Annotated in this window: 28 protein-coding genes and 1 pseudogene; 15 read left to right on the top strand and 14 right to left on the bottom strand. The window is 71.0% G+C overall.

The features are described from left to right. Positions 1 to 9 precede the first annotated feature (9 nt). Together fdxA and dapC are read left to right on the top strand one after the other, a co-directional pair. On the top strand, positions 10 to 330 hold the full coding sequence (gene fdxA, locus ACWEOE_RS06945) for a ferredoxin (RefSeq protein ID WP_326568408.1): 321 nt from the start codon (positions 10 to 12) through the stop codon (positions 328 to 330). Then, on the top strand, positions 327 to 1418 hold the full coding sequence (gene dapC / locus ACWEOE_RS06940) for a succinyldiaminopimelate transaminase (protein WP_452005003.1): 1092 nt from the start codon (positions 327 to 329) through the stop codon (positions 1416 to 1418). The genes fdxA and dapC overlap by 4 nt, the downstream gene beginning before the upstream one ends. 50 nt (positions 1419 to 1468) lie before the next feature. Here the strand turns inward: dapC and ACWEOE_RS06935 are convergent, their stop codons facing one another. Next, positions 1469 to 2881: an FAD-dependent monooxygenase gene (locus ACWEOE_RS06935; RefSeq protein ID WP_452005000.1), complete on the bottom strand. Its 1413-nt coding sequence runs from the start codon at positions 2879 to 2881 to the stop codon at positions 1469 to 1471. A gap of 79 nt (positions 2882 to 2960) precedes the next feature. Here ACWEOE_RS06935 and ACWEOE_RS06930 point away from each other — a divergent pair, with 79 nt between their 5' ends. Beyond that, complete coding sequence (locus ACWEOE_RS06930) at positions 2961 to 3575, top strand: TetR/AcrR family transcriptional regulator (RefSeq protein ID WP_452004999.1); 615 nt, start codon at positions 2961 to 2963, stop codon at positions 3573 to 3575. Positions 3576 to 3584: 9 nt separating this feature from the next. On the opposite strand, the gene ACWEOE_RS06925 is transcribed toward ACWEOE_RS06930, so the two are convergent. Genes ACWEOE_RS06925 through ACWEOE_RS06910 form a run of 4 tightly spaced genes read right to left on the bottom strand, consistent with a single transcriptional unit; the run spans position 3585 to position 6244 of the window. Then, positions 3585 to 4553: a CHAD domain-containing protein gene (locus ACWEOE_RS06925; protein ID WP_452004997.1), complete on the bottom strand. Its 969-nt coding sequence runs from the start codon at positions 4551 to 4553 to the stop codon at positions 3585 to 3587. Between the two features lie 38 nt (positions 4554 to 4591). Beyond that, a complete protein-coding gene (locus ACWEOE_RS06920) occupies positions 4592 to 4765 on the bottom strand; it encodes a pentapeptide repeat-containing protein (protein WP_452005654.1) in 174 nt (57 codons plus the stop codon). Between the two features lie 23 nt (positions 4766 to 4788). Further along, on the bottom strand, positions 4789 to 5769 hold the full coding sequence (gene dapD, locus ACWEOE_RS06915) for a 2,3,4,5-tetrahydropyridine-2,6-dicarboxylate N-succinyltransferase (protein ID WP_452004995.1): 981 nt from the start codon (positions 5767 to 5769) through the stop codon (positions 4789 to 4791). A 28-nt stretch (positions 5770 to 5797) separates the two neighbouring features. Next, positions 5798 to 6244 carry a hypothetical protein gene (locus ACWEOE_RS06910; RefSeq protein ID WP_452004993.1) on the bottom strand — a complete coding sequence of 149 codons (447 nt, stop codon included), beginning with the start codon at positions 6242 to 6244 and terminating at the stop codon, positions 5798 to 5800. Positions 6245 to 6287: 43 nt separating this feature from the next. Here ACWEOE_RS06910 and dapE point away from each other — a divergent pair, with 43 nt between their 5' ends. After that, positions 6288 to 7361, top strand: a complete 1074-nt coding sequence (gene dapE / locus ACWEOE_RS06905) for a succinyl-diaminopimelate desuccinylase (protein ID WP_452004991.1) — start codon at positions 6288 to 6290, stop codon at positions 7359 to 7361. A gap of 113 nt (positions 7362 to 7474) precedes the next feature. Here the strand turns inward: dapE and ACWEOE_RS06900 are convergent, their stop codons facing one another. Continuing rightward, the gene (locus ACWEOE_RS06900) at positions 7475 to 8362 is read right to left on the bottom strand and encodes a YceI family protein (RefSeq protein ID WP_452004989.1); all 888 of its coding nucleotides are present in this window, start codon (positions 8360 to 8362) and stop codon (positions 7475 to 7477) included. 109 nt (positions 8363 to 8471) lie between these two features. Then, positions 8472 to 9524 carry a chitinase gene (locus tag ACWEOE_RS06895; RefSeq protein WP_452004987.1) on the bottom strand — a complete coding sequence of 351 codons (1053 nt, stop codon included), beginning with the start codon at positions 9522 to 9524 and terminating at the stop codon, positions 8472 to 8474. Between the two features lie 293 nt (positions 9525 to 9817). Between ACWEOE_RS06895 and ACWEOE_RS06890 the strand changes: the two genes are divergently transcribed. Next, complete coding sequence (locus ACWEOE_RS06890) at positions 9818 to 10603, top strand: LOG family protein (protein ID WP_452004985.1); 786 nt, start codon at positions 9818 to 9820, stop codon at positions 10601 to 10603. Next, positions 10603 to 11178 carry an LOG family protein gene (locus ACWEOE_RS06885; protein ID WP_452004982.1) on the top strand — a complete coding sequence of 192 codons (576 nt, stop codon included), beginning with the start codon at positions 10603 to 10605 and terminating at the stop codon, positions 11176 to 11178. The genes ACWEOE_RS06890 and ACWEOE_RS06885 overlap by 1 nt, the downstream gene beginning before the upstream one ends. A gap of 13 nt (positions 11179 to 11191) precedes the next feature. Here ACWEOE_RS06885 and ACWEOE_RS06880 read toward each other — a convergent pair whose 3' ends face one another. Next, positions 11192 to 11866, bottom strand: coding sequence for a lysophospholipid acyltransferase family protein (locus ACWEOE_RS06880; protein WP_452004980.1), 675 nt, complete (start codon positions 11864 to 11866; stop codon positions 11192 to 11194). Positions 11867 to 11919: 53 nt separating this feature from the next. Between ACWEOE_RS06880 and ACWEOE_RS06875 the strand changes: the two genes are divergently transcribed. Continuing rightward, a complete protein-coding gene (locus tag ACWEOE_RS06875; RefSeq protein WP_452004977.1) occupies positions 11920 to 12828 on the top strand; it encodes a glucosyl-3-phosphoglycerate synthase in 909 nt (302 codons plus the stop codon). Here ACWEOE_RS06875 and cydC read toward each other — a convergent pair. From cydC to ACWEOE_RS06855, 4 genes are all read right to left on the bottom strand, one after another. Beyond that, complete coding sequence (cydC, locus tag ACWEOE_RS06870) at positions 12761 to 14317, bottom strand: thiol reductant ABC exporter subunit CydC (RefSeq protein ID WP_452004975.1); 1557 nt, start codon at positions 14315 to 14317, stop codon at positions 12761 to 12763. The genes ACWEOE_RS06875 and cydC overlap by 68 nt on opposite strands. A 514-nt stretch (positions 14318 to 14831) precedes the next feature. Then, the gene (cydD, locus tag ACWEOE_RS06865) at positions 14832 to 16385 is read right to left on the bottom strand and encodes a thiol reductant ABC exporter subunit CydD (RefSeq protein WP_452004972.1); all 1554 of its coding nucleotides are present in this window, start codon (positions 16383 to 16385) and stop codon (positions 14832 to 14834) included. 13 nt (positions 16386 to 16398) lie between these two features. Beyond that, the gene (locus tag ACWEOE_RS06860; protein ID WP_452004970.1) at positions 16399 to 17394 is read right to left on the bottom strand and encodes a cytochrome d ubiquinol oxidase subunit II; all 996 of its coding nucleotides are present in this window, start codon (positions 17392 to 17394) and stop codon (positions 16399 to 16401) included. Positions 17395 to 17396: 2 nt separating this feature from the next. After that, positions 17397 to 18563, bottom strand: a complete 1167-nt coding sequence (locus ACWEOE_RS06855) for a cytochrome ubiquinol oxidase subunit I (protein WP_452004968.1) — start codon at positions 18561 to 18563, stop codon at positions 17397 to 17399. Between the two features lie 140 nt (positions 18564 to 18703). On the opposite strand from ACWEOE_RS06855, the gene ACWEOE_RS06850 reads away from it, so the two are divergent. From ACWEOE_RS06850 to ACWEOE_RS06825, 6 genes and pseudogenes are all read left to right on the top strand, one after another. Continuing rightward, entirely contained in the window at positions 18704 to 19027 is a 324-nt protein-coding gene (locus ACWEOE_RS06850; protein ID WP_452004965.1) for a helix-turn-helix transcriptional regulator, read from the top strand. Between the two features lie 67 nt (positions 19028 to 19094). Further along, a pseudogene (locus ACWEOE_RS06845) lies at positions 19095 to 19166 on the top strand (hypothetical protein); the annotation flags it as partial. A 9-nt stretch (positions 19167 to 19175) separates the two neighbouring features. Then, positions 19176 to 19688 (top strand): permease prefix domain 1-containing protein, encoded by a 513-nt coding sequence (locus ACWEOE_RS06840; RefSeq protein ID WP_452004963.1) that lies wholly within the window; start codon positions 19176 to 19178, stop codon positions 19686 to 19688. Then, positions 19685 to 20002 carry a DivIVA domain-containing protein gene (locus ACWEOE_RS06835; RefSeq protein WP_452004962.1) on the top strand — a complete coding sequence of 106 codons (318 nt, stop codon included), beginning with the start codon at positions 19685 to 19687 and terminating at the stop codon, positions 20000 to 20002. Before ACWEOE_RS06840 ends, ACWEOE_RS06835 begins: the two co-directional genes overlap by 4 nt. After that, a complete protein-coding gene (locus tag ACWEOE_RS06830; protein ID WP_452004960.1) occupies positions 19992 to 20450 on the top strand; it encodes an SRPBCC family protein in 459 nt (152 codons plus the stop codon). Before ACWEOE_RS06835 ends, ACWEOE_RS06830 begins: the two co-directional genes overlap by 11 nt. Further along, positions 20447 to 21010 carry a DNA-3-methyladenine glycosylase I gene (locus ACWEOE_RS06825; RefSeq protein ID WP_452004958.1) on the top strand — a complete coding sequence of 188 codons (564 nt, stop codon included), beginning with the start codon at positions 20447 to 20449 and terminating at the stop codon, positions 21008 to 21010. Before ACWEOE_RS06830 ends, ACWEOE_RS06825 begins: the two co-directional genes overlap by 4 nt. Positions 21011 to 21035: 25 nt before the next feature. Here the strand turns inward: ACWEOE_RS06825 and ACWEOE_RS06820 are convergent, their stop codons facing one another. Beyond that, positions 21036 to 21830: an enoyl-CoA hydratase-related protein gene (locus tag ACWEOE_RS06820; RefSeq protein WP_452004955.1), complete on the bottom strand. Its 795-nt coding sequence runs from the start codon at positions 21828 to 21830 to the stop codon at positions 21036 to 21038. A gap of 199 nt (positions 21831 to 22029) precedes the next feature. On the opposite strand from ACWEOE_RS06820, the gene ACWEOE_RS06815 reads away from it, so the two are divergent. Further along, entirely contained in the window at positions 22030 to 22197 is a 168-nt protein-coding gene (locus tag ACWEOE_RS06815) for a DUF3117 domain-containing protein (RefSeq protein WP_005155393.1), read from the top strand. A 90-nt stretch (positions 22198 to 22287) separates the two neighbouring features. Beyond that, on the top strand, positions 22288 to 23715 hold the full coding sequence (locus tag ACWEOE_RS06810; RefSeq protein WP_452004952.1) for a leucyl aminopeptidase family protein: 1428 nt from the start codon (positions 22288 to 22290) through the stop codon (positions 23713 to 23715). Between the two features lie 854 nt (positions 23716 to 24569). Here the strand turns inward: ACWEOE_RS06810 and ACWEOE_RS06805 are convergent. Beyond that, positions 24570 to 25472 (bottom strand): LysR family transcriptional regulator, encoded by a 903-nt coding sequence (locus tag ACWEOE_RS06805; protein ID WP_452004950.1) that lies wholly within the window; start codon positions 25470 to 25472, stop codon positions 24570 to 24572. Positions 25473 to 25484: the final 12 nt, after the last annotated feature.

The following is a 25484-nucleotide window of genomic DNA, read 5'->3' as shown; positions in this document are numbered from 1 at the left end:
GAGTGCGCAGTGACCTACGTGATCGCCGAGCCCTGCGTCGACGTGCTCGACAAGGCGTGTATCGACGAGTGCCCCGTGGACTGCATCTACGAGGGCGAGCGGATGCTGTACATCCACCCCGACGAGTGCGTGGACTGCGGCGCCTGCGAACCGGTCTGCCCCGTCGAGGCGATCTACTACGAGGACGACGTCCCCGACAACTGGTCCGACTACACCAAGGCCAACGTCGACTTCTTCGACACGCTCGGCTCGCCCGGCGGTGCCTCGAAGGTCGGCAAGACCAGCCACGACCCGGCCTTCATCAAGGCGCTGGCCCCGCAGGGCGAATGACGACCCGCCCTCTGCCGGACTTCCCCTGGGATTCGCTCGCCGAAGTCAAGGCCCGCGCGCAAGCGCACCCCGGCGGGATCGTCGACCTTTCCGTCGGCACGCCCGTGGACCCGGTTCCGGCCAGGATCCGCGACGCGCTGGCGTCGGTCTCGGAGATCCCGGGCTACCCGGCGACGCACGGCACGCCCGCGCTGCGGGCCACTGCCGTCGAGGCGCTGGGCCGGCGGTACGGCGTCGCCGGCCTGGAGTCGGACGCGGTGCTGCCGACCATCGGGTCGAAGGAAGCCGTGGCCTGGTTGCCGAGGCTGCTCGGCCTCGGCGCCGGCGACCTCGTGGTGATTCCCGAGCTGGCGTACCCCACCTACGAGGTGGGCGCGCTGCTGGCGGGCGCCGACGTCGCTCGCGCCGACGGCCTCACGCAGCTGGGCCCGCAGCGCCCGGCCATGATCTGGCTCAACTCGCCGTCGAACCCGACCGGCAAGGTGCTCGGTGTCGAGCACCTGCGCAAGGTCGTGGAGTGGGCGCGCGAGCGCGACGTGATCGTGGCGTCGGACGAGTGCTACCTCTCGCTCGGCTGGGACGCCGAGCCCGTGTCGGTGCTGCACCCGTCCGTCCACGGTGGACGGCTCGACAACCTGCTGGCCGTGCACTCGCTGTCGAAGTCGGTGAACCTCGCGAGCTACCGCGCCGGCTTCATCGCCGGTGATCCCCGGCTGGTCAAGCAGCTGCTGGAGATCCGCAAGCACGCGGGCATGATCGTGCCGCGTCCGGTTCAGGAGGCCATGGTGGCCGGCCTGACCGACGACGAGGCCGTTGCCGCTCAACGCGAGCGGTACCTGCGGCGCCGGACAGTGTTGCGGAAAGCCTTGCAGGACAACGGGTTCGAGATCTCGCACTCCGAAGCGGGCCTGTACCTGTGGTCCACGCGCGGCGAACCGGCGCTGGACACCGTCGCCTGGCTCGCCGAGCGGGGCATCCTCGTCGCACCCGGCACGTTCTACGGCCCGGCCGGCGCCAACCACGTGCGGGTGGCGCTGACGGCGACCGACGAGCGGATCGAGGCGGCGGCGGAGCGGCTGAACTCCTGACTGAACGTGAAGCGAGCCGGTGCCTTTCGGGGCACCGGCTCGCTTCTTTTTCACCCTTCGACCGACCACACGTAGCCGTCCGGCCGCACCACAACTCGACGGTCGGCGGCGCCGTAAGCGGCGTAAGCGTGCCCGCCCGCGTCCACCAGATCGGGGCCCGAAGCGGCGGAACCGGCCGGCAGCACGCGGTACCCCGGGAACTCCGCGCGAACGAGACCGGTGCCGAAGACCAGCTCCGTGCTGTGCGGGCCGCGGAAGAGGTCGAAGAGGCGGACCGGCTTGCCGTTGGCGTCGGCCAGCGGGGCGTCCGGGGCGCGGTCCCCGGGCCGCAGGTTGCCGGACGACGCGGGGGAGAGCGGGCCACCGCGGTAGCCGACGTCGAGCTGCTTCGTTTCGTCGCCGCGGCGGTGGGCGTCTTCGGCGCCGTCGGCGTACTTCTCCAGCAGCGCGGTGGAGACGCCGAGCACGCGGGCGGCGACGGTGCGGCGTTCGGGCTCGTAGGAGTCCAGCAGCTCGGGTGAGCCGTCGGCGAGTTTCCAGCCCAGGTTGTACGCGTCCTGCACGCCGGTGTTCAGGCCCTGGCCGCCGGTGGGCGGGTGGACATGGGCGGCGTCGCCCGCCAGGAACACGCGGCCCCGGCGGAAGGCGGCGGCGAGGCGCACGTTGGGGCGCCACAAGGTGGACCACGCGAGGTCGTGCAGCCGGATCGTGCCGCCGGTCACGGCGTCGACGCGGGCCTGAAGGGCGGGCAGCGTGGCCGACGCTTCATCGGAGTCGAGCGGAGCGCCGAATTGGAAGTGCGGGGTACCGGCGAGCGGGGTGAAGACGACGCCGCTCATCGGATTTTCCTTGGTGGCGAACCAGTACGACGAGTCGTGGGACAGGCCCTCGGCCTGCACGTCGCCGAGCAGCATCCGGATCGTCTCGTCGGTGGTGCCCTCGAACGGGATCCCGAGGGTCCTGCGCACGAAGCTCTTGCCGCCGTCGGCGCCCACCAGGTACTGGGCGTGCACGGTCTCGCCGGTGGCCAGCGTCGCCGTGACGCCGCCGGTGTCCTGGGTGAACCCGGTCAGGCCCGCGCCCAGCTCCACGCGCACGCCGAACTGCGCGAGCCGGTCGCGCAGGATGCCCTCGGTCTGGGACTGCCCCAGGAACCAGACGTTCGGGTACGGCACGGCGGGCGTCGGCTCGAGCCGGTCGGCCATCCAGCGCTCGTCCACGAACTCGCCACTCAGGTACACCTTCACCGGGTACTGCGGCGAGCCCGCGGCCAGCACCGCATCGAGCACGCCGAGGTCCTCGAAGACCTCCAGCGTGCGGGGCTGCAGGCCGTCGCCTCGCGAGCCGGTGAAGAACGCGTCTGCCTTCTCGACCACCCGCACGGCGACGTCGCGCCGGGCCAGCTCGATGGCGAGCGTCAGCCCGGTCGGGCCCGCTCCCGCGATGAGAACCGTGGTGTCCATGTCCCCTCCAGTGAATTAGAATTCAGTGAATCTGGATTCAGAATGCGCGCTGCTAGCGTTCATGTCAAGGGAGGTGGGCATGACGGCGACGAGCCGCAAGGAGAAGGCCGCCGAGACGGAGACGGCGCTGAAGGAGGCCGCCAAGCGCGTGTTCGCGCGCAAGGGCTACCTGAACACGAAGATCACCGACATCACGGCGGAAGCCGGCCGTGCGGCGGGCTCGTTCTACAACCACTTCGCGAGCAAGGAAGAGCTCCTCGAGGCGCTCCTGGGCGACCTCGCGGCGGCGGGCGACGAGGAAGCCCTCTCGGACGGGCACCTCACCGACTTCAGCGACCCCGCGGCCGTGCGCTGGCACGTGCGCCAGTACTGGCACTTCTACCGCGCCAACGCACCCACGATGCAGGCCCTGCGCCAGGCCGCGATGGTGAACGAGGACTTCGCCCGCACGATCTCGACCTTCGGTGCCACGCAGGCCGCCGACCTCAGCGGCCACCTGGCCCACGTGACGGCCGCCGGCCACTCGCTTCCGGCGTCGACGCAGCTCAGCATCGCGATGATGTACCAGCTGATCGACGGCGCCGCCCAGATGTGGCTCATCGCCCCGGCGGGGACAACACCGCCATCCGACGACGAGGCGATCGAAGCGCTGACCCGCTTCGTCTACCGCGGCTTCACGGGTCGCGACTACTGAGCCGGCGGGTCAGAAGGCCGTGCGGGCCGCCTTGTCGATCTGGGCCCACACGGCGGGCCAGGCCGCGCGGGCCTCGGTGCGTTTGAGCAGTTCGTGCTCCGCGATGCGGCCCGCGATGAAGCCGATCTCCCCGTCGGCGGTCGGCACGAGGCCGCGCACCTTCTCGGCGGCGATGACCGCGTCCTGGTGGTCGCCGAGCACCGTCTGGAGCTTGCGCGTGGCCTTCATCAGCGAGAGGAGCTCGGCGGCCTGCTTCTTCTTCGCCGACGAGCTGGCGAGCTCGGCTGTGTAGCGCAGCTTCTTGCCGTGGATGCGCAGCGCGTGCAGATCGTCGTCCGGCGGGTCCGCGGGCAGCGCGGCCACGGCCTTCGCCAGGCGCCGGTAGGGCTTGCGCACGTCGGTGGCCATGCCGCCGGCACCCACCGGCGTCGGGTCGATCTCCCGCTCCGGCACTCGCGTCAGCTGGGCCACGCTCTGCAGCAGGGCTGCGTAGCGGGCGCTCGACAGGGCACGGGTGAGCCGGCGGCGGGCGGCGGCGCGTTCGGTGACGAACTTCGAGACGAGGCGGCGGCCCGCGGCCTGATCGCGGACGTCGAACGTGGCGATGACCTCGCGCAGGTGCCCGATGAGCACGTCGTAGTCGCGGACCTCGCCGAGTGACTGGCCGAGCCACCCGAGCTCCGCGCGCACCGGCTCGGCGCCCGCGCCGACGAGCGAGCCGGACGTCTTCAGCACGCTGCGCATGCGGCGCAGGGCCACGCGCATCTGGTGGAGGTCTTCGGGATCCGCGCCGCTTCGGGTGCCGGCTTCGCGCGAGAGCAGCTCGCGCAGCTCGTGGTCCAGCTTGGCTCGGACGTGGGTGGCCGCCGGGTCCCGAGGGCCGGCTTTCGCGGGCTCGTCGGGGAGGCCCAGCTCGGCCGGGGTCGTCGGCTCAGGTGCGCGGCCGCGGGTCGAGGAGGGCAACGGATCGGTGGTCACCACATGAATGGTAAGTGAACACGCAGGCAGACGGCATGTCACCTGTGACGAAAAAGGGTGCGCCCAGGTCGGACGCACCCCCATTTTCGTAGTCGACACCGCAGTAGTCGACACCGCCGTAGTCGACACCGCCGTAGTCGACACCGCCGTAGTCGACACCGCCGTAGTCGACACCGCCGTGGCCGATACCGCCGTGGTCGACACCGCCGCAGTCGATACCTTCGTAGCCGAGAGCTCAGTTCGCGTGCAGCGCCGCGTTCAGCTCGATGCCCGAGCCGGTGCGCGAGGAGACCTCCACCGCACCGGTCGCGGAGTTGCGGCGGAAGAGCGCGCCCGAGATGCCGGAGATCTCGCGGGCCTTCACCGTCTTGCCGTCGACGACGACCTTCGTGCCGGCCGTGATGTACAGACCGGCTTCGACCACGGAGTCGTCGCCCAGGGAGATCCCGACGCCGCCGTTGGCGCCGATCAGGCAGCGCTCGCCGAGGGAGATGACCTCCTTGCCGCCACCCGAGAGCGTGCCCATGATCGACGCGCCGCCGCCGACGTCGCTGCCGTCGCCCACGACCACGCCGGCCGAGATGCGGCCCTCGACCATCGACGCGCCGAGCGTGCCGGCGTTGAAGTTCACGAAGCCCTCGTGCATCACGGTCGTGCCGGACGCGAGGTGCGCGCCGAGGCGCACGCGGTCGGCGTCGGCGATGCGCACGCCCGTGGGGAGCACGTAGTCGACCATCCGGGGGAACTTGTCCACGCCGTAGACGGCCACCGCGCCGCGGCCGCGCAGGCGCAGCCGGGTCTGCTCGAAGCCCTCGACCGGGCACGGGCCGTGGCTCGTCCACACGACGTTGGCCAGCTTGCCGAAGATGCCGTCGAGGTTCTGCCCGTGCGGGCGCACCAGGCGGTGCGACAGCAGGTGCAGGCGGAGGTAGGCGTCGTGCGCGTCGGCGGGGGCCTCGGCCAGGCGGCCGATCGTCACGCGCACGGCCACGACCTCGACACCGCGGTCGGTGTCCGGGCCGAGCAGCGCGGCCGCCGCGTCGCCGAGGAGCTCGGTGGTCTCCTCGGCCGAGAGCCGCTCGGTGCTGCCGTTGCCGGACTCGGTCAGCTTCGGGTGCGGGTACCAGGTGTCCAGCACCGTCCCGTCGGACGCGACGGTGGCCAGCCCGACGCCGACGGCGCCGGTCGTTTCGGGGTCAGGGGTCTGCTCGCTCACGCCGGTCACGGTAGTCGAGCGATGCGGCTCAACCCGTGGTGGCCTGCTGGTTCACGAGCGTCTTCACCGACGTGAGCGCGCCCGAGATGGTGATCAGCGCCTGCGTGCACGGGCCGCCCGCGGTGGGCACGGTGGTGCAGCCGGCGCCGCGGAACGCGCCGACGCCCTGGTCGAGCGCGGCTGCCGCGTGCTCCAGCGCCACGTCGACGGTCTTGCCGGCCGCCGCGCGCGCGTGCACGGCTCCGGCGGTGCCGCTGACCTCCGTGACGTACTTCTCGCAGCCCTTCGGCAGCTGCGTCTGCGGGCTCGTGTAGCAGGCGTCGGCGGACAGCGCGTCGAGCTTGATCGGCAGCGCGTCGGGACCCGGGGTGCCGGGGTTCGGGCCGGGCGTGGGGCCAGCCTCGGAACCGCAGCCGGCGAGGGTCAGGGTGAGGAGGACGCCGCCGAGAGCGACCAGGGAGCTTCGCGTGCGCACGTCCCTCACGGTAGCCCTCGCGCCGGGTGGGTACGGTGCCGGTATGACCTCGCTGGACCTGCGCGCCGACCCCGCCGACCTCACCGCCGCTCTCGTCGACGCGTTCAGCGTCTCCGGCGAGGAGGCGAAGCTCGCGGACGCCGTGCAGGCCGCCCTGGCCGAGCAGGCGCCGCACCTCGAGGTGATCCGCAACGGCGACGCGGTGCTGGCGCGCACTCGGCTGGGCCGCGCGTCACGCGTGATCCTCGCCGGGCACCTCGACACCGTGCCGGAGAACGCCAACCTCCCCTCGCGCCGCACGGGCTCCGGCGACGACGAGCTGCTCCACGGCCTCGGCTCCGTCGACATGAAGGGCGGCGACGCGGTGTTCCTGCACCTGGCCGCCACGCTGCCGTCGCCGCGCCACGACGTCACCTTCGTCTTCTACGACAACGAAGAGGTCGAAGCGGTCAAGAACGGCCTCGGCCGCATCGAGCGCGAGCTGCCCGGGTGGCTGGCGGGCGACCTGGCCGTGGTCGGCGAGCCCTCCAACGGCGTGATCGAGGCCGGCTGCCAGGGCACGCTGCGCGTCGAGATCCGCACCAGCGGCACCCGCGCGCACACCGCCCGCGCGTGGATGGGCGAGAACGCGATCCACGCGCTGGCCGAGCCCTTGCGCCGCCTCGCCGAGTACTCGCCCCGGGTGGTCGACATCGACGGGCTGACGTACCGCGAAGGCCTCCAGGCCACGAAGATCTCGGGCGGGGTGGCCGGCAACGTCGTGCCCGACGCCGCCGTGCTCACGGTCAACTTCCGCTTCGCGCCGGACCGCAACCCCGCGCAGGCGGAGTCCCACGTGCGCGAGGTCTTCGACGGCTACGACGTGACGTTGACGGACCTCTCCCCGGGCGCCCTGCCCGGCCTGGCCGCTCCGGCGGCCGCCGAACTCGTGGCCGCCGCCGGTGGTCGCGCCGCCGCGAAGCTGGGCTGGACGGATGTCGCGCGCTTCGCCGCGCTGGGGATGCCGGCGGTGAACTTCGGTCCGGGCAACCCGAGCCTGGCGCACACGCAGCAGGAACACGTGCACGTGGCGGAGATCCGCCAGGTGGCCGACGTGCTGCGCAAGTTCCTGGGCTGACCCCGGCTCGGGTGCCGGCTCGAAGCACCCCAATGCGGCGTTGGTTGCGTTGAGCGCACCGAATGCCGCGTTGGGTGCTTGCCGCGGGGAGGGTGAAGGTCGAGGTCGAGGGGTCAGGCGCGGACGGCCTGGACGTCGAGCTTGATCTCGATCGTCGAACCCACCATGACCAGGCCCTTGGCCAGCGTCTGCTGCCAGTTGATGGTGAAGTCCTCGCGGTGGAGCTCGGTCGTGGCGACGGCGCCGAGGCGGTCGCCGTTCCAGGTGCGCAGGCCGAGGTAGCCGGCGTCGAGGCGGACGCCGCGGCTGGCGCCGTGGAGGTTGAGGGTGCCGTCGATGCTCCAGCGGTCGCCGGGGGCGTGGCGGAAGCGGTGGCCGTGGAAGCGGATCTGCGGGAAGCGGCCCACGTCGAGGAAATCGGCGGAGCGCAGGTGCTCGTCGCGTTTGGCGGCGGAGGTGTCGATGCTCGCGGCGTCGATCACGACCTCGACGGTCGAGTCCTCGATCTGCTTGCCGACGACGATGCTGCCCTGGAAGCTGCGGAAGCGGCCGTGGACCTCGCACAGCCCGATGTGGCGCGCGATGAACCGGATGGCCGTGTGGTCGGGATCGAGCACCCACTCGCCCGGGTCGGGCAGCTGCCGGTCCTCGTCCGGGACGAGGCGCAGGTCCTCGAGCGAGGTGTGGTCACCGCTGAAGATCTCGACGGTGCGGCTCTGCGCCCGGTAGCCGCCCGCGCTCACCGACACCGCGTAGGTCCCGGCGGACAACGTGCTCACCGCCAGGCCGAAGTCGTCGGCGGTGGCCGTCGTCCGCCGTTGGGTGCGCTTGTGCAGCATCACCATCTGCGTGCCCGGGAGCGGGTGGCCGTTCTCGTCGCCGACCCGCACGCTCAGCAGCCCGGCTTCGGCGTTGAACGTGACGGGGCCGCCTCGCTGCCCGGTTCCGCGCTTGCGCCCGAACACGTCGTCTCCTCTGCTCGACTGGGTGTCGGTGCACATTACCAATCCGACCAAAAGTAGGCCGCCCCTCACGCGGACGTAACCGTTGCTCGAAACTATTCGGCCGTGACTGTGGTCGGATTGGTAACGATCGGCACAGTCAGCGCGGTCAACGCCCTTCGAGCGAGCGAACGTTGTCGCCGAAGGTCCAGTTCCTCGAGCCGTCCCAGTTGATCGACCAGGTCATCAGGCCCTTCACACCGGATACCGAGCGGTAGGCCTGCGACACCAGGCTCGGCGCCATGTACCCGCCGCCCGCGCCGGACTGCGCAGGCAACCCGGGCACCTGCTTGTCGAGCGGCACCTTCACCGTCGTGCCCTGCACGACCAGGCCCTTCGCGAGGCAGTTGGTCTGCACGGTGAAGCCCTGCACGGTGCCGGCGTCGTACGAATCGGCCGAGCAGCCGTACATGGATCCGTTGTAGTACTGCATGTTCAGCCACCACAGGCGGCCGTTGTCGGCGTACTTCTTGACGATCGGCAGGTACGAGCCCCAGATCGAGCCGTAGGTGATGCTGCCGCCGGTCACGTAAGCGGTTTCGGGGGCCATCGTGAGGCCGAAGTTCGACGGCATCTGGGCGAGTACGCCGTCGATGATGCGGATGAGGTTCGCCTGCGAGGCCGAGAGCGAGTTGATGTTCCCGCTGCCGGTCAGGCCCGTCTCGATGTCGATGTCGATCCCGTCGAAGTTGTACTTCTTGAGGATCGGCACGATCGTGCTCACGAACTTGTCGGCCACCGTCGCCGACGACAGGTCGATGCCCGCCGCCGCGCCGCCGATGGACATCAGGATCGTGGCGCCCGACGCCTTCGCGGCGCACATGTCGGCTGGAGTCGCGACCTTCACGCCGGCGTCCATGCCGTCTTCCCACAGCACCGTGCCGTCGGAGCGGATCACGGGGAACGCCGCGTTGATCACGTTGTAGCCGTGGGACTTGATGCGCGCGTCGGTGATCGGCACCCAGCCCAGGCCCGGGTGCACGCCGTTGGCGGCGCCGTCCCAGTTCTCCCAGTAGCCCTGCAGCACCTTCCCGGCGGGCTTCGACTTCACCGCGCAGGTGTCGGCCTGCACCGACGCCCCGGCGGGCGTGAGCCCGGCCAACGGCAGCGCCAGCGCGGCGGCCAGCACCGCTCCGAAGATTCGTGACCTGCGACCGAACATCCCGGCTCCCGTCTCGCGACAACGTTGTCCCAGCACGCGGCGTTCCGGCTGAACGGTAGGCGGGGTGGTGCTCGGCTGACTACCGACGAATGGATGGTCTAGACAAATAGGTGGGTCTGAACAAGCGCGGGCGGCGGACCGTCCACAGTGGTCAGGCGCTCGGGATGATCACTTAAAGTAACTGCATAATCACACATCGGGTAAAGGGTCCACAAGGGACTGTTCAACTCGGCGTCGCCCGATGGTGGCGACGCTGGGGTTCTGCCTGGCGGGAGGGCCCGTAGGCTGGGTTGGTGAGCGAACAGTCTGAGTTTCCGGACGGCCAGTACCCCGAGCGCCCGGTGGAGCGCCACAAGGGCCCGGTCGTGCTGCGGCGCGACCGGCGTGACCAGGGCAGCACCACCGACCAGCGCCTCCTGGACGCGCGCGGCCCGAGCGACTGGGTGCACACCGACCCGTGGCGGGTGCTGCGCATCCAGGCCGAGTTCGTGGAGGGCTTCGGTGCGCTGGCCGAGGTGCCGCGCGCGGTGACCGTGTTCGGGTCCGCGCGGACCAAGCGCGACGAGCCCGAGTACGAACTGGGCCGCAAGATCGGTGGCGCGCTGGCCGACGCCGGCTTCGCCGTGATCACCGGCGGCGGGCCGGGCGCGATGGAGGCCGTGAACCGCGGCGCGAACGAGGCCGGCGGTTTCTCGGTGGGCCTCGGGATCGAGCTGCCGTTCGAGCAGGGCCTGAACCCGTGGGTCGACCTGGGCGTGAACTTCCGCTACTTCTTCGCGCGCAAGACGATGTTCATCAAGTACTCGCAGGCCTTCATCTGCCTGCCCGGCGGCTTCGGCACGCTCGACGAGCTGTTCGAGGCGCTCGTGCTGGTGCAGACCAAGAAGGTCACGAAGTTCCCGGTGGTGCTGTTCGGCACCGAGTACTGGGGCGGGCTCTACGACTGGATCTCGAAAGCGGTGCTCGACGGCGGCAAGATCAGCGAGAAGGACCTCGACCTGCTCCACCTCACCGACGACATCGACGACGCCGTGCGCGTGGTCGAGGAGTCGTACCAGGCCTGGGAGGACACCCACTGATGAGCTCGCTGCGCCGGATCTGCGTGTTCTGCGGCTCGTCGACGGGCTTGTCCCCGGTCTATGCCGAAGCCGCCACCACGCTGGGCAAACTGCTGGCCCAGCGCGGGATCGGCCTCGTGTACGGCGGGGCGAGCGTGGGAACCATGGGCGCGGTGGCCGACGCCGCGCTCGCCGCGGGCGGTGAGGTGATCGGCGTGATCCCCGAGGCGCTGTCCAGTGTGGAGATCGCGCACGCGGGCCTCACCGAGCTCCACGTGGTCCCTGACATGCACCAGCGCAAAGCCAAGATGGCGGCCCTGTCCGACGGGTTCCTCACGCTGCCCGGCGGCGCGGGCACGCTGGAGGAGCTCTTCGAGGTCTGGACCTGGGCCCAGCTCGGCCTGCACACGAAGCCCATCGGCCTCGTCGACGTCGGCGGGTACTACAGCGGGCTCGTGTCCTTCGCCGACCACATGGTCACCGAGGGGTTCCTGGGCGCCGGCTACCGCGACCTGCTGCTGGTGGACGCCGACGCATCGGCACTGCTCGACCGCTTCGTGGACTACACCCCATCCGCGGCGCCCAAGTGGGATTGACGCTGGGGATTGATCAGGCGGCGCCTTCGCTCGGGCGCTTGTGGTAGCTGTCCACGTATTCCTGACCCGACAGCTCGAGGATCGAGTACATGACCTCGTCGGTCACGGAGCGGCGGATCGCCGACGACGAGTCCTGCCCCTCGTAGCGGGAGAAGTCGAGCGGGGTGCCGAACTTGACCTTGATCGGGCACACGCGCGGGCGTTTCGAGCCGTTCGGCTGGATGCCCTCGGTGCCGGAAAGGGCGACGGGCACGACCTTCGCCCCGGTGGACAGCGCCAGCGCCGCGACCCCGGTGTGCCCGCGGTAGAGGCGGCCGTCGAGCGAGCGCGTGCCCTCGGGGTAGATGGCGAACACCCCGCCGTTTTCGAGCACGCGGCGGCCGGCTTCGAGCGCGGCGAGGCCGGCCGAGGCGCTGCCGCGCTCCACGGGGATGTAGCCCAGCGCGTCGAGCGAGCTGGCGATGAAGCGGCCCTTGATCCCGGTGCCCGTGAAGTACTCGGCCTTGCTGAGGAACCGCACCTTGCGCGGCGTGGTGAAGGTGATCACGCCGGTGTCCAGCGCTGCCCGGTGGTTGGCCGCGATCAGCACCGGTCCGTCGGCCGGCACGTTCTCCACGCCCTCGACCTCGGGGCGGTAGATCGCGCGGACCAGCGGACCGAGCGCGAAACGGACGAGCAGGGGCAGCAAGGGGTCTCCCTCCGGTGGACAGGTCGCCGTCACCAGCATGGCACGATCGGCCGATGAGCTGGTTCGAACGCCGCACCTGGCAGGAACCCGGGTGGACGCCCGCGGACATCCTGGCGGCCAAGCGTGACCGCACGGTTTCCGTGGTGCTTCCGGCGCTGGACGAAGAGCGAACGGTGGGTGACGTCGTCGCGTCGGTGCGCCCGTTGCTCGGCACCGTGGTCGACGAGCTGGTGGTGATCGACTCCGGCTCCACGGATGCGACGGCGTCGGTTGCCGCGGCCGCCGGCGCGCGCGTGGTGCACCGCGAGGAGGTGCTGCCCGACCTGCCGCCGCGCCCCGGCAAGGGCGAGGTGCTGTGGCGTTCGCTGGCCGCGACGACCGGCGACCTCGTGGTGTTCCTCGACTCCGACCTCGTGGACCCCGACCCGGCGTTCGTGCCTGCGCTGCTCGGCCCGCTGCTCACCGAACCCGACGTGCACCTGGTCAAAGGTTTCTACCGTCGACCGCTGCGGCTGGAGAGCACCGGCGGCGGCCGCGTGACGGAGCTGCTCGCGCGGCCCGTGCTGTCGGCGCTGCGCCCGGCGCTCGGGGAGCTCGTGCAGCCGCTGGGCGGTGAGTACGCGGGCACGCGCGAGTTCTTCGAGTCGGTGCCGTTCGCCGGCGGCTACGGCGTGGAGATCGGGCTGTTGCTCGACGCCGAGCAGCGCTACGGCCTCGACGGGCTCGCCCAGGTCAACCTCGGCGTCCGCAAGCACCGCAACCGGTCGCTGCTGCAGCTGGGCGTGATGGCTCGTCAGATCCTCGGCACGGCACTGGCCCGCTGCGGCGTGCCGACCGATCCCGAAGCCCGGCTGACGCAGTTCGTGCAGGTGTCGGGGGAGTGGCTGCCCGACGTCAGCGAGATCCCCGTGCTGGACCGGCCGCCGATGGCCGAGGTGCTGGCCGCCCGTCCTCGAGACTGAGCACGCGGTCGAAACCGGCGAGGTGCTCGGGGCGGTGCGTCACGAGCACGACGGTGCCCTGCGCGTGCGCGAGGACGCGGGCGAGGACCTCGTCGCCGTGGGCTTCGTCGAGGCCCTCCACGGGTTCGTCGAGCACGAGCACCGGGGGCGCGGCGAGCACGGCGCGGGTGAGGACCAGCCGTTGGCGCTGGCCGCCGGAGAGCGTGGTGGCGTCGCGGTCCAGGGAGACGTCGAGGTCGGTGACAGCACAGGCTTCGCGAAGGTCCTCGTCGGTCGCGTGCGGGGCGGCCACGAGGAGGTTCTCCCGCACGGTGGTGGCGAAGACGTGGGCATCGGCCAGCGCGCCGGACACCACCTGCGGGCTCGGGCCTTCGATCGGCTGATCGTCCACTGTGGCCTGACCCGAGGTGGGGACGGCGAAGCCGAGCAGGACGTGCAGCAGCGTGGTTTTCCCGGCGCCGGACGGGCCGAGCACACCCAGCCGCGTGCCCGGCGGGAGGTCGAGGTCGATGCCGTCGAGAGCGGCAACCCGGCCGGGGTGCCGGACGCTGACGTGGTCGAGCCGCAGATGACCCGGTCCGGTGTGCTCACGTGTTTCGGGCGGGGTGGTCGCGAGCAGTTCGCGCACGCGCCGCAGCGACGTCCGCAGCTCCGGCACCCGCTGGGCCGCGGCCGTCAGCGGCAGGACGATTTCGAACAGAGCCAGCACCACCAGCGTCAACGCGGCGGTCACCGGGAGGCTCGCGCCGGCCAGCAGTGATACGGCGACGGTGGTCGCCAGCTGCACCAGCACACCCGTGGCGGTGAGCACCGACAGCCGGGCCGCGACACCGCGGGCCCGCTCGGCGATGCCGTCGATCACCGAGCCGGCGGCCGCCGTGGCGCGCGGTTCGGCGCCGTAGGCCACCAGTTCCCGGCGGCCGGTGACCAGCTCGACGGTGCGTTCGGCCAGCTCCTGCCGCGCGGGTGAGGTGCGAGCCTGGCTCGCGGCCGTGACCCGCACGACCAGCCACGGCAGCAGACCGCCTGCGACGAGCAACCCGGCCGCGAGCACGCCGGCGGCCGGGAGGCTCACGAACGCCGTGAGCACGGTCGCCGCGAGGCCGACCAGACCCGCCACCGCGGCGGGCAAGGCGAGGCGCAGCACGGCGTCCTGCACCGCGTCCACATCGGACACCAGGCGGGTGACGAGGTCGGCGCCGGAGTGCTCGGTCACGCGCCGCGGCACGAGCGCCGCGTAGACGCGGGCCCGCAGTGCGCCCAGGTAGCGCAGCACGACCTCGTGCCCGGCGAGCCGCTCGGCGTACCGCAACCCGCCGCGGGCCAGCGCGAACACCCGCACCGCCACGATCGCGACGGTCAACGCGGCGAGCGGCGGCTGTTCGGCCGCGCGCATCAGCAGCCAGGCCGCCGTGCCGGTCAGCGCCAGGCCGGAGACTTCGGCGCCGGCCGCGAGCAGTGCGGCTCGCAGCAGCCGGGTGATGTTCATCGAGCCTCCAGGGGAACGCGGCTGCTCGTGAGGGGGACGGCTCGGGTGGCCGCGGCGGTCGGGGTTGTGTGGCTGGGCGGTGTTGAGGTTGGGCAGCGCCGGCCTGGGTACCTTGGCGTGGGCGACGAGTCGTGCGGTCCGCAGCGGCCGGGCGGTGTTCATCTGGCCCCCAGGGGAACGCGGCCGCCCACGCGGGGGACGGCTCGGGTGGCCGCGACGACCGGGGCGGTATGGCCGGGCGGTAGTGCCTGGCTGCCGTGGAGATTGGACCGCAGCGCCGGCCTGGGTATCTGGGCGCCGGCCGCCGGCAGTGCGGCTCGTAGCACTCGGGTGATGTTCATCGCGTCTCCCGGGGGGATGCGGCCGCCCGGTGAGGGGATTGGCTCGGGTGGCTGCGACGACCAGGGTTGTGTGGCCGGGCGGTAGTGGCTGGTGGTGTTGAGGTCGGACAGCACCGGCCAGCAGACTTCGGCGCCGGCCGCGAGCGCTGCGGCCCGCAGCAACCAGGCGACGTTCATCGGACCCCCAGGGGAACGCGGCCGCCCACGAGGGGGACGGCTCGAGTGGCCGCGGCGACCAGCGCCGGGTGGTGGGCCACGAACAGGGCCGTGCGGCCGGACAGCAACGCCCGCGTGCCGTCGAGCACCGCCTGTTCGGTGACCCGGTCGAGCCGGGCGGTGGGTTCGTCGAGCAGCACGAGCCCGGCTTCCGCGCGGGCGAGTGCGCGGGCGAGGCCGAGGCGTTGGCGTTGTCCGGCCGACAGTCCCGCGCCCAGCTCGCCGATGCGGGTCGCGTAGCCCTCGGGTAGTTCGGTGATGACCTCGTCGAGGGCAGCGGCCCGGGAAGCGGCGACGACGTCAGCGTGGGAACCCAGCGCGATGTTCTCCGTGACCGTGCCGCTGAACAACGTCGGCCGTTGCGGCAGCCACGCCGTTTCCCGCAGCCAGGCCGCGTGGTCGAGCTCCCGCAGGTCCACGCCGTCCACGAGCACGCGGCCAGCCGACGGCTCGAGGAAACCGAGCAGCACGGCCAGCAACGTCGACTTCCCGGACCCGCTGGGCCCGGTGATCGCGACGTGCTCGCCGCGGCCTAGCACCAAGTCCACTTCGGACAGCGCCGCCGTCGACCCGTAGTGCACGGAAACTCCGCGGAACTCGATTTCCGGCGGCCCGGCCGGCCGGGTCACGGTGCCGGTGCGCCGAGTGCGCAGAGGTGTGGCGAGGGCTTCGCGCAACGCGGTGAGCCCCTCGGCCGCCGCGTGGAACTTCGCGCCCGCCGCGCGCAGCGGCAGGTATGCCTCGGGCGCGAGCACCAGCACGAGCATCGCCGTGTGCGCGGGGAGCGAACCGTCGAGCAACCGGAATCCGATGGGCACGGCGATGAGCGCGATCGACAGCGTGGCCACCAGCTCCAGCACCAGCGACGACAGGAACGCCACCCGCAGCGTGCCGAGCGTGGCGTCGGCGTGGGCGTCGGCCATCAGGCGCACGTGCTGCGCCTGCGCGCGGGCGCGGCCGAAGAGCTTCAACGTCGGCAGGCCGCGCACGGCGTCGAGGAAATGCCCGCCGAGGCGGGTCAGCAGCGCCCACTGCCGTTGCGTGCGCGCCCGCGCGCGACCACCGACGAGCGCGGCGAACACCGGGATCAACGGCAGCGTCGCCACCACGATCAACGCCGAGGTGAGCTCGGCCGAGAACAGCCGCACCACCACGGCCACCGGCACCAGCACCGAGGCCACCAGCGCCGGCAGGTACCCGGTGAGGTACGCCGTGGTCGCGTCGACACCGTGGGTGACCTGGGTGGCGACCACACCCGCGTCGGCGGTCGACCCGAGCAGCCGGTGCCGGAGCCCGGCCTGCGCTCCCGCGGCGAACCGTCCCGTGACCACCCCCAGGGCGAGCGCGAGCAGCACCCGCAGGGCCACGGCGACGACCAGCGCGAACCCGACGCCACCGCCGGTGAGCAGCGTCGCGAGGCCTTCGGCCTGCACGAGGACGACACCGGCGCCCACCGCACCGAACACCCCGAGCACGACCAGGTACCGGCGCAAGCCGGGCAACGACGGCATTTCGGTTCCCCCTCTAGAAGTGCAGCAGCGACCGGCGGTCGACGGGACCGCGGTTCGCGCGCCAGGTCAGCCACTGCACGACGATCAGCACCACGAGCACGGGCACCGCGAACCAGACCAGCAGCGCGGCCGTTTCCGGCGCCGTGGCGGCCTCGGAGACGGTCAGCGCGTACGCCGGGTCCGAAGTGGACACCAGGACCGTCGGGAACCGCAGCACGCCCACGAGCAGGGCCGGGGTCGCCGACAGGAGCATCGCGGCGGGCAGCGCGAGGCGGTACCGCTTGGCCTGCAGTCCGAAGAGGACGATGGCGAACGCGGCGAACGCCACCGCCGTGACCACGATCGCGAGCCAGGACGCTCCCGAAACGGTGAGCAGACCCCACGCCGTGGCCACCACGAGGAAGGTGCCCACCGGAGCCGTGAACGACCGGGCGAACCGCGCCGCGCGGCCGGTCAGGTCCGCCGGCCCGCGAACCGTGAGGAACACCGCGCCCTGCAGCCCGAACAACGCGACGAACCCGAGCCCCCACAACACGGCGTACGGGTCGAAGAGGGAGAGCACGTCGTCGACCGGGTTGCCGCGCGCGTCCATCGGCAGGCCACGCACGAGGTTGCCGAGGAACAGCCCCCACGAGACCGTCGTCACGAGCGCGCCCGCCGTGATGCCGACCGTCCACGGACCGCGCCGCGCTTCGGGCCGGCGGCTGCGCAGCTGCACCGCCGCCGTGAACGTGACGAGCCCGAGCAGCAGCGTCACCACCAGCACATACGCGCCGGCGAACACGTGGCCCTCCAGGTGCGGGAACACACCGAACAACAGCCCGACGGCGGCGATCAACCACACCTCGTTGGCGAGGAAAAACGGCCCGAGCGCACCGAGCACCCGTCGCTGCTGGGGTTCGTCACGGCCGAAGCCCGGCAGCAGGAACCCGACGCCGTAGTCGTAGCCCGCGAGCGCGAAGTAGCCGCCGAGCAGCAGGCCGAGCACACACCACCAGATCGTCACCATGATCAGACTCCGCTCAGGACGGGGAGTTCGGGCTCGGCCGGCTGCTCTTCGGGCTCCGGCCCGCGCCGCGCGATGCGCGACAGCAGCACCCAGTCGGCCACGGCGAGCGCCGCGAACAGCACACCGAACGCGATGAAGGAGAACAAGACCTGGCCGCCGGGCACGTCGGCGACCGCGTCGGCCGTGCGCAGCTGGCCCCAGATCAGCCACGGCTGACGGCCCAGCTCACGCACCAGCCAGCCGCAGATCGCCGCGGCGAACGGCAGCACGATCGCGGGCACCATCAGGTAGTGCAGGAACCGCGCGCGCATCAGCCAGCCGCGCAGCAGCAGGATCGTGCCGACGAGCGAGCACAGCAGCGCGACGAACCCGATGCCGATCATCGCCGCCAGCGGCACGCCGACAGCGCTCTCGCCGAGCTTGTCCGGCTGGTAGGTCGCCAGCTCGCCGAACTGCTCGAAGCCCTGGTTGACCGTGACGATGCTGCCGATCAGCGCGGTCACCACGCCGATCCGCATCGAGCGGGAGAAGAAGTCGACCTCGCCGGTGCGCTTGAGGAAGTGGTACGCGCTCACGCCGGTCACGAAGAAGCCACCGGTCATCAGCGCGGCGCCGGCCACATGCGGCAGCGAAGCCACGAGCGCGGGGTTGGTGAACAGCGCGCCGAAGTCGTCGAGGCGCAGCTGCCCGCCCTGCAGGTGGCTGCCGACCGGGTCCTGCAGGAACGAGTTGGCGACCATGATGAACAGCGCCGAGGCATACGCGGTGAGCGTGACCAGCCAGATCATCGTCAGGTGCAGCCACTTGTTCATCCGGCCCCAGCCGAAGATCCACAGGCCCAGGAATGTGGACTCGAGGAAGAACGCGACCAGTGTCTCGATCGCGAGTGGTGCGCCGAATACGTCACCGGCGAATGCGGAGAGCCCGGTCCAGGTGAGCCCGAACTGGAATTCCATCACGATTCCGGTCACGATACCCAGCGCGTAATTGATCACGTAGAGCCGGCCCCAGAACCGGGTCATGCGGGTCAGCTGCGGGGTGCCGCTGAGGGTCGCGCGGGTCTGCATGACCGCCACCACGGTCACCAAGCCCAGTGTGAGCAGCACGAACAGGAAGTGGAACGACGTCGTGGTCGCGAACTGGAGTCTTGCGATGGGTAGTGGGTCCATGGCGAGCGAGTGTATAGGTAGCGCGCCTACATGTAGTAGAGAAATCTATGAGATCAGGGTCATCTCAGGGTTTTTCCCGGGCGCGTGCCCGAGGTCGGGGGATTACGCTTCGGGTGTCGGTATGGGTAGACTGCTTACCTATGAAGGCGGACACGTTGCGCGGGCACCTCGACGCGCTGCTGCTGGCTGTGCTCGACGGCCGGAAGCTGCACGGCTACGCGATCATCGAGGCGCTCTCGCTGCGCAGCGACGGTGCGCTCGACCTGCCGACGGGCACGGTGTACCCGGCGCTGCGCAGGCTCGAGCGGGCCGGTTACCTGGCCAGCGAGTGGGACGTGGTGTCGGGGCGCAAGCGCCGCACCTACCGGCTCACCCGGTCCGGGCAGCAGGCGCTCTCCGCCGAGCGGGCCGAGTGGCAGGAGTTCACCACGGTGATCGGCGGCGTGCTGAGGGCGGAGGCATGACGGCGGGGGAGGTGCGCGTGAATCTGATCGAGGGTTATCTGGCGGACCTGGATCGGCGGCTGGTCGGCTGCCGGTCGACGGCCTGCACGACGCGGCCGACGCGTACCGCGAGGGCGGCTGGCCGGCCGACGAAGCCGAGCGCCGCGCGGTGGCCGACTTCGGCGGGGTCGACGTGATCGCCGGCGACTACCAGGCCGAGCTGTCGATGCACAGCGGCGTGCGCACGCTCTGGAAGCTCGTGCTCGGCGTGCCCGCGATGCAGCTTTCGTGGGACTTCGCCCGGATCCTCACCTTCGGCGACTGGACGAAGCTGTCGACCCCGACGCCCGAGTGGTACCGCTGGGCCACGCACTTCTCGCACGGCGCGGTGTTCGTGGTCCCCGCCGTCGGGCTCGTCGCGCTGGTCTGCGCGCGCTGGCTGAGCCGCCGCGTCGACGGCGTTCGCCTCGCGCGCACGTGCGGCTTCTTCATCGCCGCGGCCGTCGGCGTGAACCTCGCCTCGGTGCTCACGCTGGTGGTCGCGACGGGGTTCGTGGACGTGTCGAGGCTGTTCCTCTCCGTCCCGTGTGTGTTGCTGATGGTGGCCTACGTACTGCTGTCGGTGCGTCTCGTCGTGCTCGCGCGACGGTCGTGGGGCCGGTGTGCCACGATCGTGGCGTGACGACCGCGCTGATCTACCTCGTAGTCATGCTGCTGGTGGCCGCCGTGGTGTTCCTGCTCGCCGCCGTGGTGTTCGGCCGGGGCGAGGAGCTGGCCCCGCTGCCGCCGGGCAGCTCGCCCACGCGCCTGCCCGCCGAGGACATCACCGGTGAGGACGTGCGTCACGTGCGCTACCAGCTCGTGCTGCGCGGCTACAAGATGTCCGAAGTGGACTGGGTGATGCGCCGGCTCGGCGTGGAGCTCGACGAGCTGCGCGGTCGCGTCGCGGAGCTCGAGGCCGCCGCGCCGGAGCCGAGGCCCGCCGGTGAGCAGTGACCTGATCCTGTCCGTCGAGGTCGAGGCCCCGGCGGGCACGACCTGGCTGGCGCTCACCGACTGGCCACGCCAGCAGGAGTGGGTGCTGGGCACCACCGTGCGCGTGCTCGAGGGCAACGGGCGCAGCGTCGGCTCGAAGATCGCGGCCACCACGGGGATCGCCGGGGTCGGGTTCACCGACACCATGGAGATCACGGCGTGGGAGCCGCCGCTGCGGGTCACCGTGCGCCACCTCGGCAGCCTCGTGCGCGGAACCGCGGCGTTCCAGGTCGTGGCCAACGGGCCGGACCGCTCCACGTTCGTCTGGGCCGAGCACCTCGACCTGCCGTTCGGTCTGCTCGGACGCGTCGGCTGGCCCGCGGTGCGCCCCGCGTTCTCGCTGGGCCTGCGGCACTCGCTGAAGCAGTTCGCGAAGTTCGCGAAGGACTACTCGGTCGGTGAGCGGTGACGGGCCTGCTGGGCTCCGACGGCGTCTCCCGCTGCTCCTGGGGCAACTCGACGCCGGACTACGCGGCCTACCACGACGAGGAGTGGGGCACCCCGCTGCACGGCGAGGCCGCGCTGTACGAGCGGCTGTGCCTCGAGTCGTTCCAGTCGGGACTGTCGTGGATCACGATCCTGCGCAAGCGGGAGAACTTCCGCGCGGCGTTCCGCAAGTTCCAGCCGGCGAAGGTGGCGCGCTTCGGCGAGGCCGACATCGAGCGGCTGATGGCCGATGCCGGAATCGTGCGCAACCGCGCGAAGATCCTGGCGGCCATCACCAACGCGCGGGCGATCGAGGACCTGGACCAGCCACTGGACGAGCTGCTGTGGTCGTTCGCGCCGGTCAAGCACCAGCGCCCGAAGACGATGGCCGACGTGCCGGCCGTGACGGACGAGTCGAAGGCCATGGCGAAGGACCTGAAGAAGCGCGGGTTCGCGTTCCTCGGACCCACGACGTGCTACGCGTTGATGCAGGCGACCGGCATGGTCGACGACCACGTGAAGGACTGCTTCCGCGCGAAGTGAGCTCGCCGGAAGCAGCCCCACGCGGCTACTTGCCCTGGAACGTCGGCTTGCGCTTGCCGACGAAGGCCTCCACGGCCTCGGTGTGGTCGGCCGTGGCGCCGAGCGCGGTCTGGGCCTCGTCCTCGGCGACCAGTGCTTCGTCCAGAGAGGACTGCGCGGAGACGGCGAGCACCTGCTTGATCTTCGCGTACGCCACCGTCGGGCCCGCGGCGAGCTTCGCGGCCACGGCGTGGGCACGCGCGGCGAGCTCCTCGTCGGGCACGACCTCGCCGACCAGGCCGATGCGCTGCGCCTCGCCCGCGTCGACCGCGCGGGCCAGCAGCATCAGCTCGGCGGCGCGACCGAGGCCGATGAGCCGCTGCAACGTCCACGACGCGCCCGAGTCGGGACCGAGCCCGACGTTCGCGAACGCCATCAGGAACGACGACGACTCGGCGGCGATCCGCAGGTCGCTCGCGTAGGCGAAGGCCGCGCCCGCGCCCGCGGCGGTGCCGTTGACCGCGGCGATCACCGGCTTCGGCATGTCCACGATGGCCTTGACGATCGGGTTGTAGTGGTCGCTCACGGTGTGCAGCGGGGCCGGGTCGTTCGCCTGCAGGAGGCCGACGTGCTCCTTCAGGTCCTGGCCCGCGCAGAACGCCTTGCCCGCGCCGGTGAGCACGATCGCGCGGACGTCCGCGTCCTCGGCCGCCGCGCGAAGCTCCGCGAGCAGCCGTTCCTTGAGCTCGACGGTCAGCGAGTTGTACGCCTCCGGCCGGTTCAGGGTCAGGGTGCGCACGCCGTCGGCGTCGGCGGTCAGGAGGACGTCGGGTGTGGTCACTGTGGTGCTCCTCTTGGCGTAATCGTGGGTCCTCAGGGGAGTCTTTCAGCCCCGCGTGGCGCATACCAGCACCGATACGGCGGCAAATGATCGGTCCGCGTTCGCGCCCGGCCGCTGATGAGGGACAATGGGGGTCAAGACCCGGCTGGCATGGGAGTGCGCGACCCGGGCGCGCCGGTTGAGACGGAGGGAGCACGCTATGGCGGCCATGAAGCCCCGGACCGGAGATGGTCCCCTCGAAGTGACCAAGGAGGGGCGGGGCCTCGTGATGCGGGTGCCACTGGAAGGTGGCGGCCGGCTCGTCGTCGAGCTCTCCGCGGAAGAAGCGAAGGACCTCGGCGCAGCACTTCAGGAGGTCACCGGCTGATTCCGGCTCCCCTCCCCATTCCGTCGTCGCACCCCGGTCTCCTCCTGGAGGCCGGGGTCGCGGTTCATCTGCGCCCGAAGGTTGCTCACTGTGCGTAACTCGCTACCGCCTGTTCCGACCAAACTGCCCGAGATCGAGGTCGCCGACGCGTTCCGGCGCGGGGCTCCGCACGTGGTGCTGGCGCTCGCGTCGGCCGAGGTGGAGCTCGGCGGCGTGACGGCAACCGGCAAGGCGGGCGACGTGCAGGAAGTGCCCGCCGACGGCGCCGTGCGCTGGGTCGCCGGCCTCGGCGAGGGCCGGCCGCGCGACTTCCGGCGAGCCGGCGCGGCGCTGGTGCGCGCGGTGTCCTCGGTGGACCAGCCCGCGCGCACGGTCCAGGTGGCCCTGCCCGACGACGTGACCGCCGAGCACGTCGGCGAGCTCGCGATGGGCCTGTACCTCGGCGGCTACCGGTTCGTGGTGACCACAGAGGACCCGAAGCCCGCGGTGCAGACCGTTCGCCTGGTGTCCGCGAACGGCATTTCGGCTTACTCGGACGAAGTCGCCCGCGTCCGCGAACTGGCGGCCGCTGCCGCGCTCACGCGCGACCTGGCCAACGCCCCGTCGAACATCAAGAACCCGTCGTGGCTCGCCAACACCGCCGCGAAGGTCGTCGGCTCGGGCGCCGTGACGGTGACCATTCGCGACGAGGCCTGGCTCGCGGCCCACGGCTTCGGCGGCGTCCTCGCCGTCGGCGGCGGCTCGGCCTCCCCGCCCCGCCTCATCGAGCTCGAGTACCGACCCCGCGGCGCGAAAACCCACCTGCTGTTCGTCGGCAAGGGCATCACGTTCGACACCGGCGGCCTGTCGATCAAACCCGCCGACGGCATGCACCTCATGCGCACCGACATGGCCGGCGGCGCCGCCGTGATCGCCTCCGTGCGCGCCATCGCCGCGTTGGGCTTGCCCGTACGCGTCACCGCCTTGGTCCCCGCCGCCGAGAACCACGTCTCCGGTGGTTCGTACCGCCCGGGCGACATCGTCCGCCACTACGGCGGCCGCACCACCGAGGTGGGCAACACGGACGCCGAGGGCCGCATGGTCATGGCCGACGCCCTGGCCTACGGAATCTCCCAGTACAAACCCGACGCCGTCATCGACGCCGCAACCTTGACCGGCGCCATGAAGGTCTCCCTCGGCCTGCGCACCGGCGGCCTCTTCTCCACCGACGACGCCCTCGCCCAGCGCGTCATCGACGCCGGCACCCGCGCCGGCGAATCCTGGTGGCGCATGCCCCTGGTCGACGACTACGCCCCCGGCATCGAAGGTGAACTCGGCGACGTCCGCCAGGCCCCTGGCGGCCCCGGCGGCATCATGGCAGCGCTGTTCCTCCGCGAATTCACCGCAGGCCTGCCCTGGGCCCACCTGGACATCGCCGGCCCCGCCCGCGCCGACAAAACCTACGACGACATAGTCCCCGGCGCCTCGGGCTTCGCCGCCAGGACCCTGGTGGAACTGGCCGCCTCGTACACTTCCTGACCCCCCCTCGCGGCTTCTTCACCACATCGCCCCCATGTGGCATTTCGTTGCGTTCAACGACGGAATGCCACATTGGCGCACCCAACGCTCCCCATCGAGGCAACGCCACACCGCGGTGCTCACCCCACCCCGCACCACGGCAAGGTGGCACGACTGCGCCAACGCAAGGGACCGCCCGTTCCCAACGCGATTGACTTCCTTTCTCAACGCAAGGGACCACCACTCCGCCAACGCGGTGACTTCCCCTTTCCAAGGAACAGGGCCACCCTTCCCCGCCCGAGCGACTTCCCCTTCCCAACGCAAGTGATTGCCACCTGACCAACGCAAGTGACTACCACCAGACCAACGCAAGTGATTGCCACCCGACCAACGCAAGTGATTGCCACCCGACCAACGCAAGTGATTGCCACCTGGCCAACGCAAGCGATTGCCACCTGATCAACGCAACGTGATTACCGCCCGACCTCGCAACGGGCCGTACCAACGCAAGTCCGCATGAACCCATGCCCTCCCCGGCACCCCGATCCGAAGCCTCCTTGCGGCCGCCGAGCCGTTGTCAAGGCACGCTTTCCCGCCTTGACAACGGCTCAGCGGCCGTCGACACAATCCAGCTTCGGGGTGCACGCCCAACGCAAGCCGCCCCGCGAGGCCAACAACACCGAAACAAACCGCAAGCCGTCCCGCGAGGCCAACAACACCGAAACAAACCGCAAGCCGCCCTGCGAGGACCAAACACCCGACCCGCACCTCGCCCTGCGAGGACCAAACACCCGACCCGCACCTCGCCCTGCGAGGACCAAACACCCGACCCGCAACTCGCCCCGCGAGAATCACAACACCCCCCAACACAAACCTCAAAACCCAACCCCACTCCCCAAAACAAACTCCCTGAACCTCCCCACCGCTCCACTCCCACCCTCCCCCTTCCTCCAAACCAACCCAATCTCCCTCCCCACCCCAGGCTCAATCCCCACCTCCACAACCCCCACCGGCGCCCCAGGCTCGAACTCCGGCAACAACGCCACCCCCAATCCAGCCGCAACCAACCCCCGAACCGTGTCCGACTCCTGCCCCTCGAACGCGACCTTCGGCGAAAACCCAGCCTCCGCACACAACTCATCCGTAATCGACCGCAGCCCGTACCCGGGCTCCAACATCACGAACTCCTCCTCCTCCAACTCGGAAACCCGCACGGACGAACGACCAGCCAACCGATGCCCAGCCGGCACCGACAACAAAATCGGCTGCGATACCAACACCGCCGTCTCAAACACCGCCTCCGAAGGAACCGGTGCCAACAACGCCAAATCCAGCTCCCCGGCCCCCAGCCGATCCACCATCTCCTGCCGCGACCCCTGCACCAACGTGAACCGCGCGCCCGGCACCCGCTCCCGATACCCCCGTAGCAACGCCGGCACCAACGACCTCCCCAGCAGGTGCAAGAACCCCAGCACCACCCGCCCACTCGACGGCTCGATCTCCTCCCGAGCCGACCGCGCTCCGGCATCCACGAACCCCAGCGCCCGCTCAGCCGACTCCGCCAACACCTCCGCCGCCCGGGTCAGCCGGATCCCCCGCCCGTCCGGCACCGTCAACGGCGCGCCCAGGGCCTCCCCGAGCGCCGCCAACCTTCGGCTCACGGTCGGCTGCGGCACCCCCAGCAACTCGGCCGTGCGTGTGACATTCCTCGTGCTCCGCAGGGTCGCGAGAAGCAGCAGATGGGGCGCGAGCTGGGAAGTCAGCGGTTCATACGGCACAGCATGAATTAT

This window comes from Amycolatopsis sp. NPDC004368, assembly GCF_053602515.1.
This window is presented reverse-complemented; position numbering and strand designations above follow the sequence as displayed.

Coding starts and splice junctions, on each gene's coding strand:
- cydC (WP_452004975.1), bottom strand. CDS start 14,317: ATGAACATCACCCGGCTGCTGCGAGCCGCACTGCTCGCGGCCGGCGCC.
- ACWEOE_RS06930 (WP_452004999.1), top strand. CDS start 2,961: ATGACGGCGACGAGCCGCAAGGAGAAGGCCGCCGAGACGGAGACGGCG.
- cydD (WP_452004972.1), bottom strand. CDS start 16,385: ATGCCGTCGTTGCCCGGCTTGCGCCGGTACCTGGTCGTGCTCGGGGTG.
- ACWEOE_RS06895 (WP_452004987.1), bottom strand. CDS start 9,524: ATGTTCGGTCGCAGGTCACGAATCTTCGGAGCGGTGCTGGCCGCCGCG.
- ACWEOE_RS06815 (WP_005155393.1), top strand. CDS start 22,030: ATGGCGGCCATGAAGCCCCGGACCGGAGATGGTCCCCTCGAAGTGACC.
- ACWEOE_RS06850 (WP_452004965.1), top strand. CDS start 18,704: ATGAAGGCGGACACGTTGCGCGGGCACCTCGACGCGCTGCTGCTGGCT.
- ACWEOE_RS06900 (WP_452004989.1), bottom strand. CDS start 8,362: ATGTGCACCGACACCCAGTCGAGCAGAGGAGACGACGTGTTCGGGCGC.
- ACWEOE_RS06885 (WP_452004982.1), top strand. CDS start 10,603: ATGAGCTCGCTGCGCCGGATCTGCGTGTTCTGCGGCTCGTCGACGGGC.
- ACWEOE_RS06935 (WP_452005000.1), bottom strand. CDS start 2,881: ATGGACACCACGGTTCTCATCGCGGGAGCGGGCCCGACCGGGCTGACG.
- dapE (WP_452004991.1), top strand. CDS start 6,288: ATGACCTCGCTGGACCTGCGCGCCGACCCCGCCGACCTCACCGCCGCT.
- ACWEOE_RS06875 (WP_452004977.1), top strand. CDS start 11,920: ATGAGCTGGTTCGAACGCCGCACCTGGCAGGAACCCGGGTGGACGCCC.
- ACWEOE_RS06860 (WP_452004970.1), bottom strand. CDS start 17,394: ATGGTGACGATCTGGTGGTGTGTGCTCGGCCTGCTGCTCGGCGGCTAC.
- dapC (WP_452005003.1), top strand. CDS start 327: ATGACGACCCGCCCTCTGCCGGACTTCCCCTGGGATTCGCTCGCCGAA.
- ACWEOE_RS06855 (WP_452004968.1), bottom strand. CDS start 18,563: ATGGACCCACTACCCATCGCAAGACTCCAGTTCGCGACCACGACGTCG.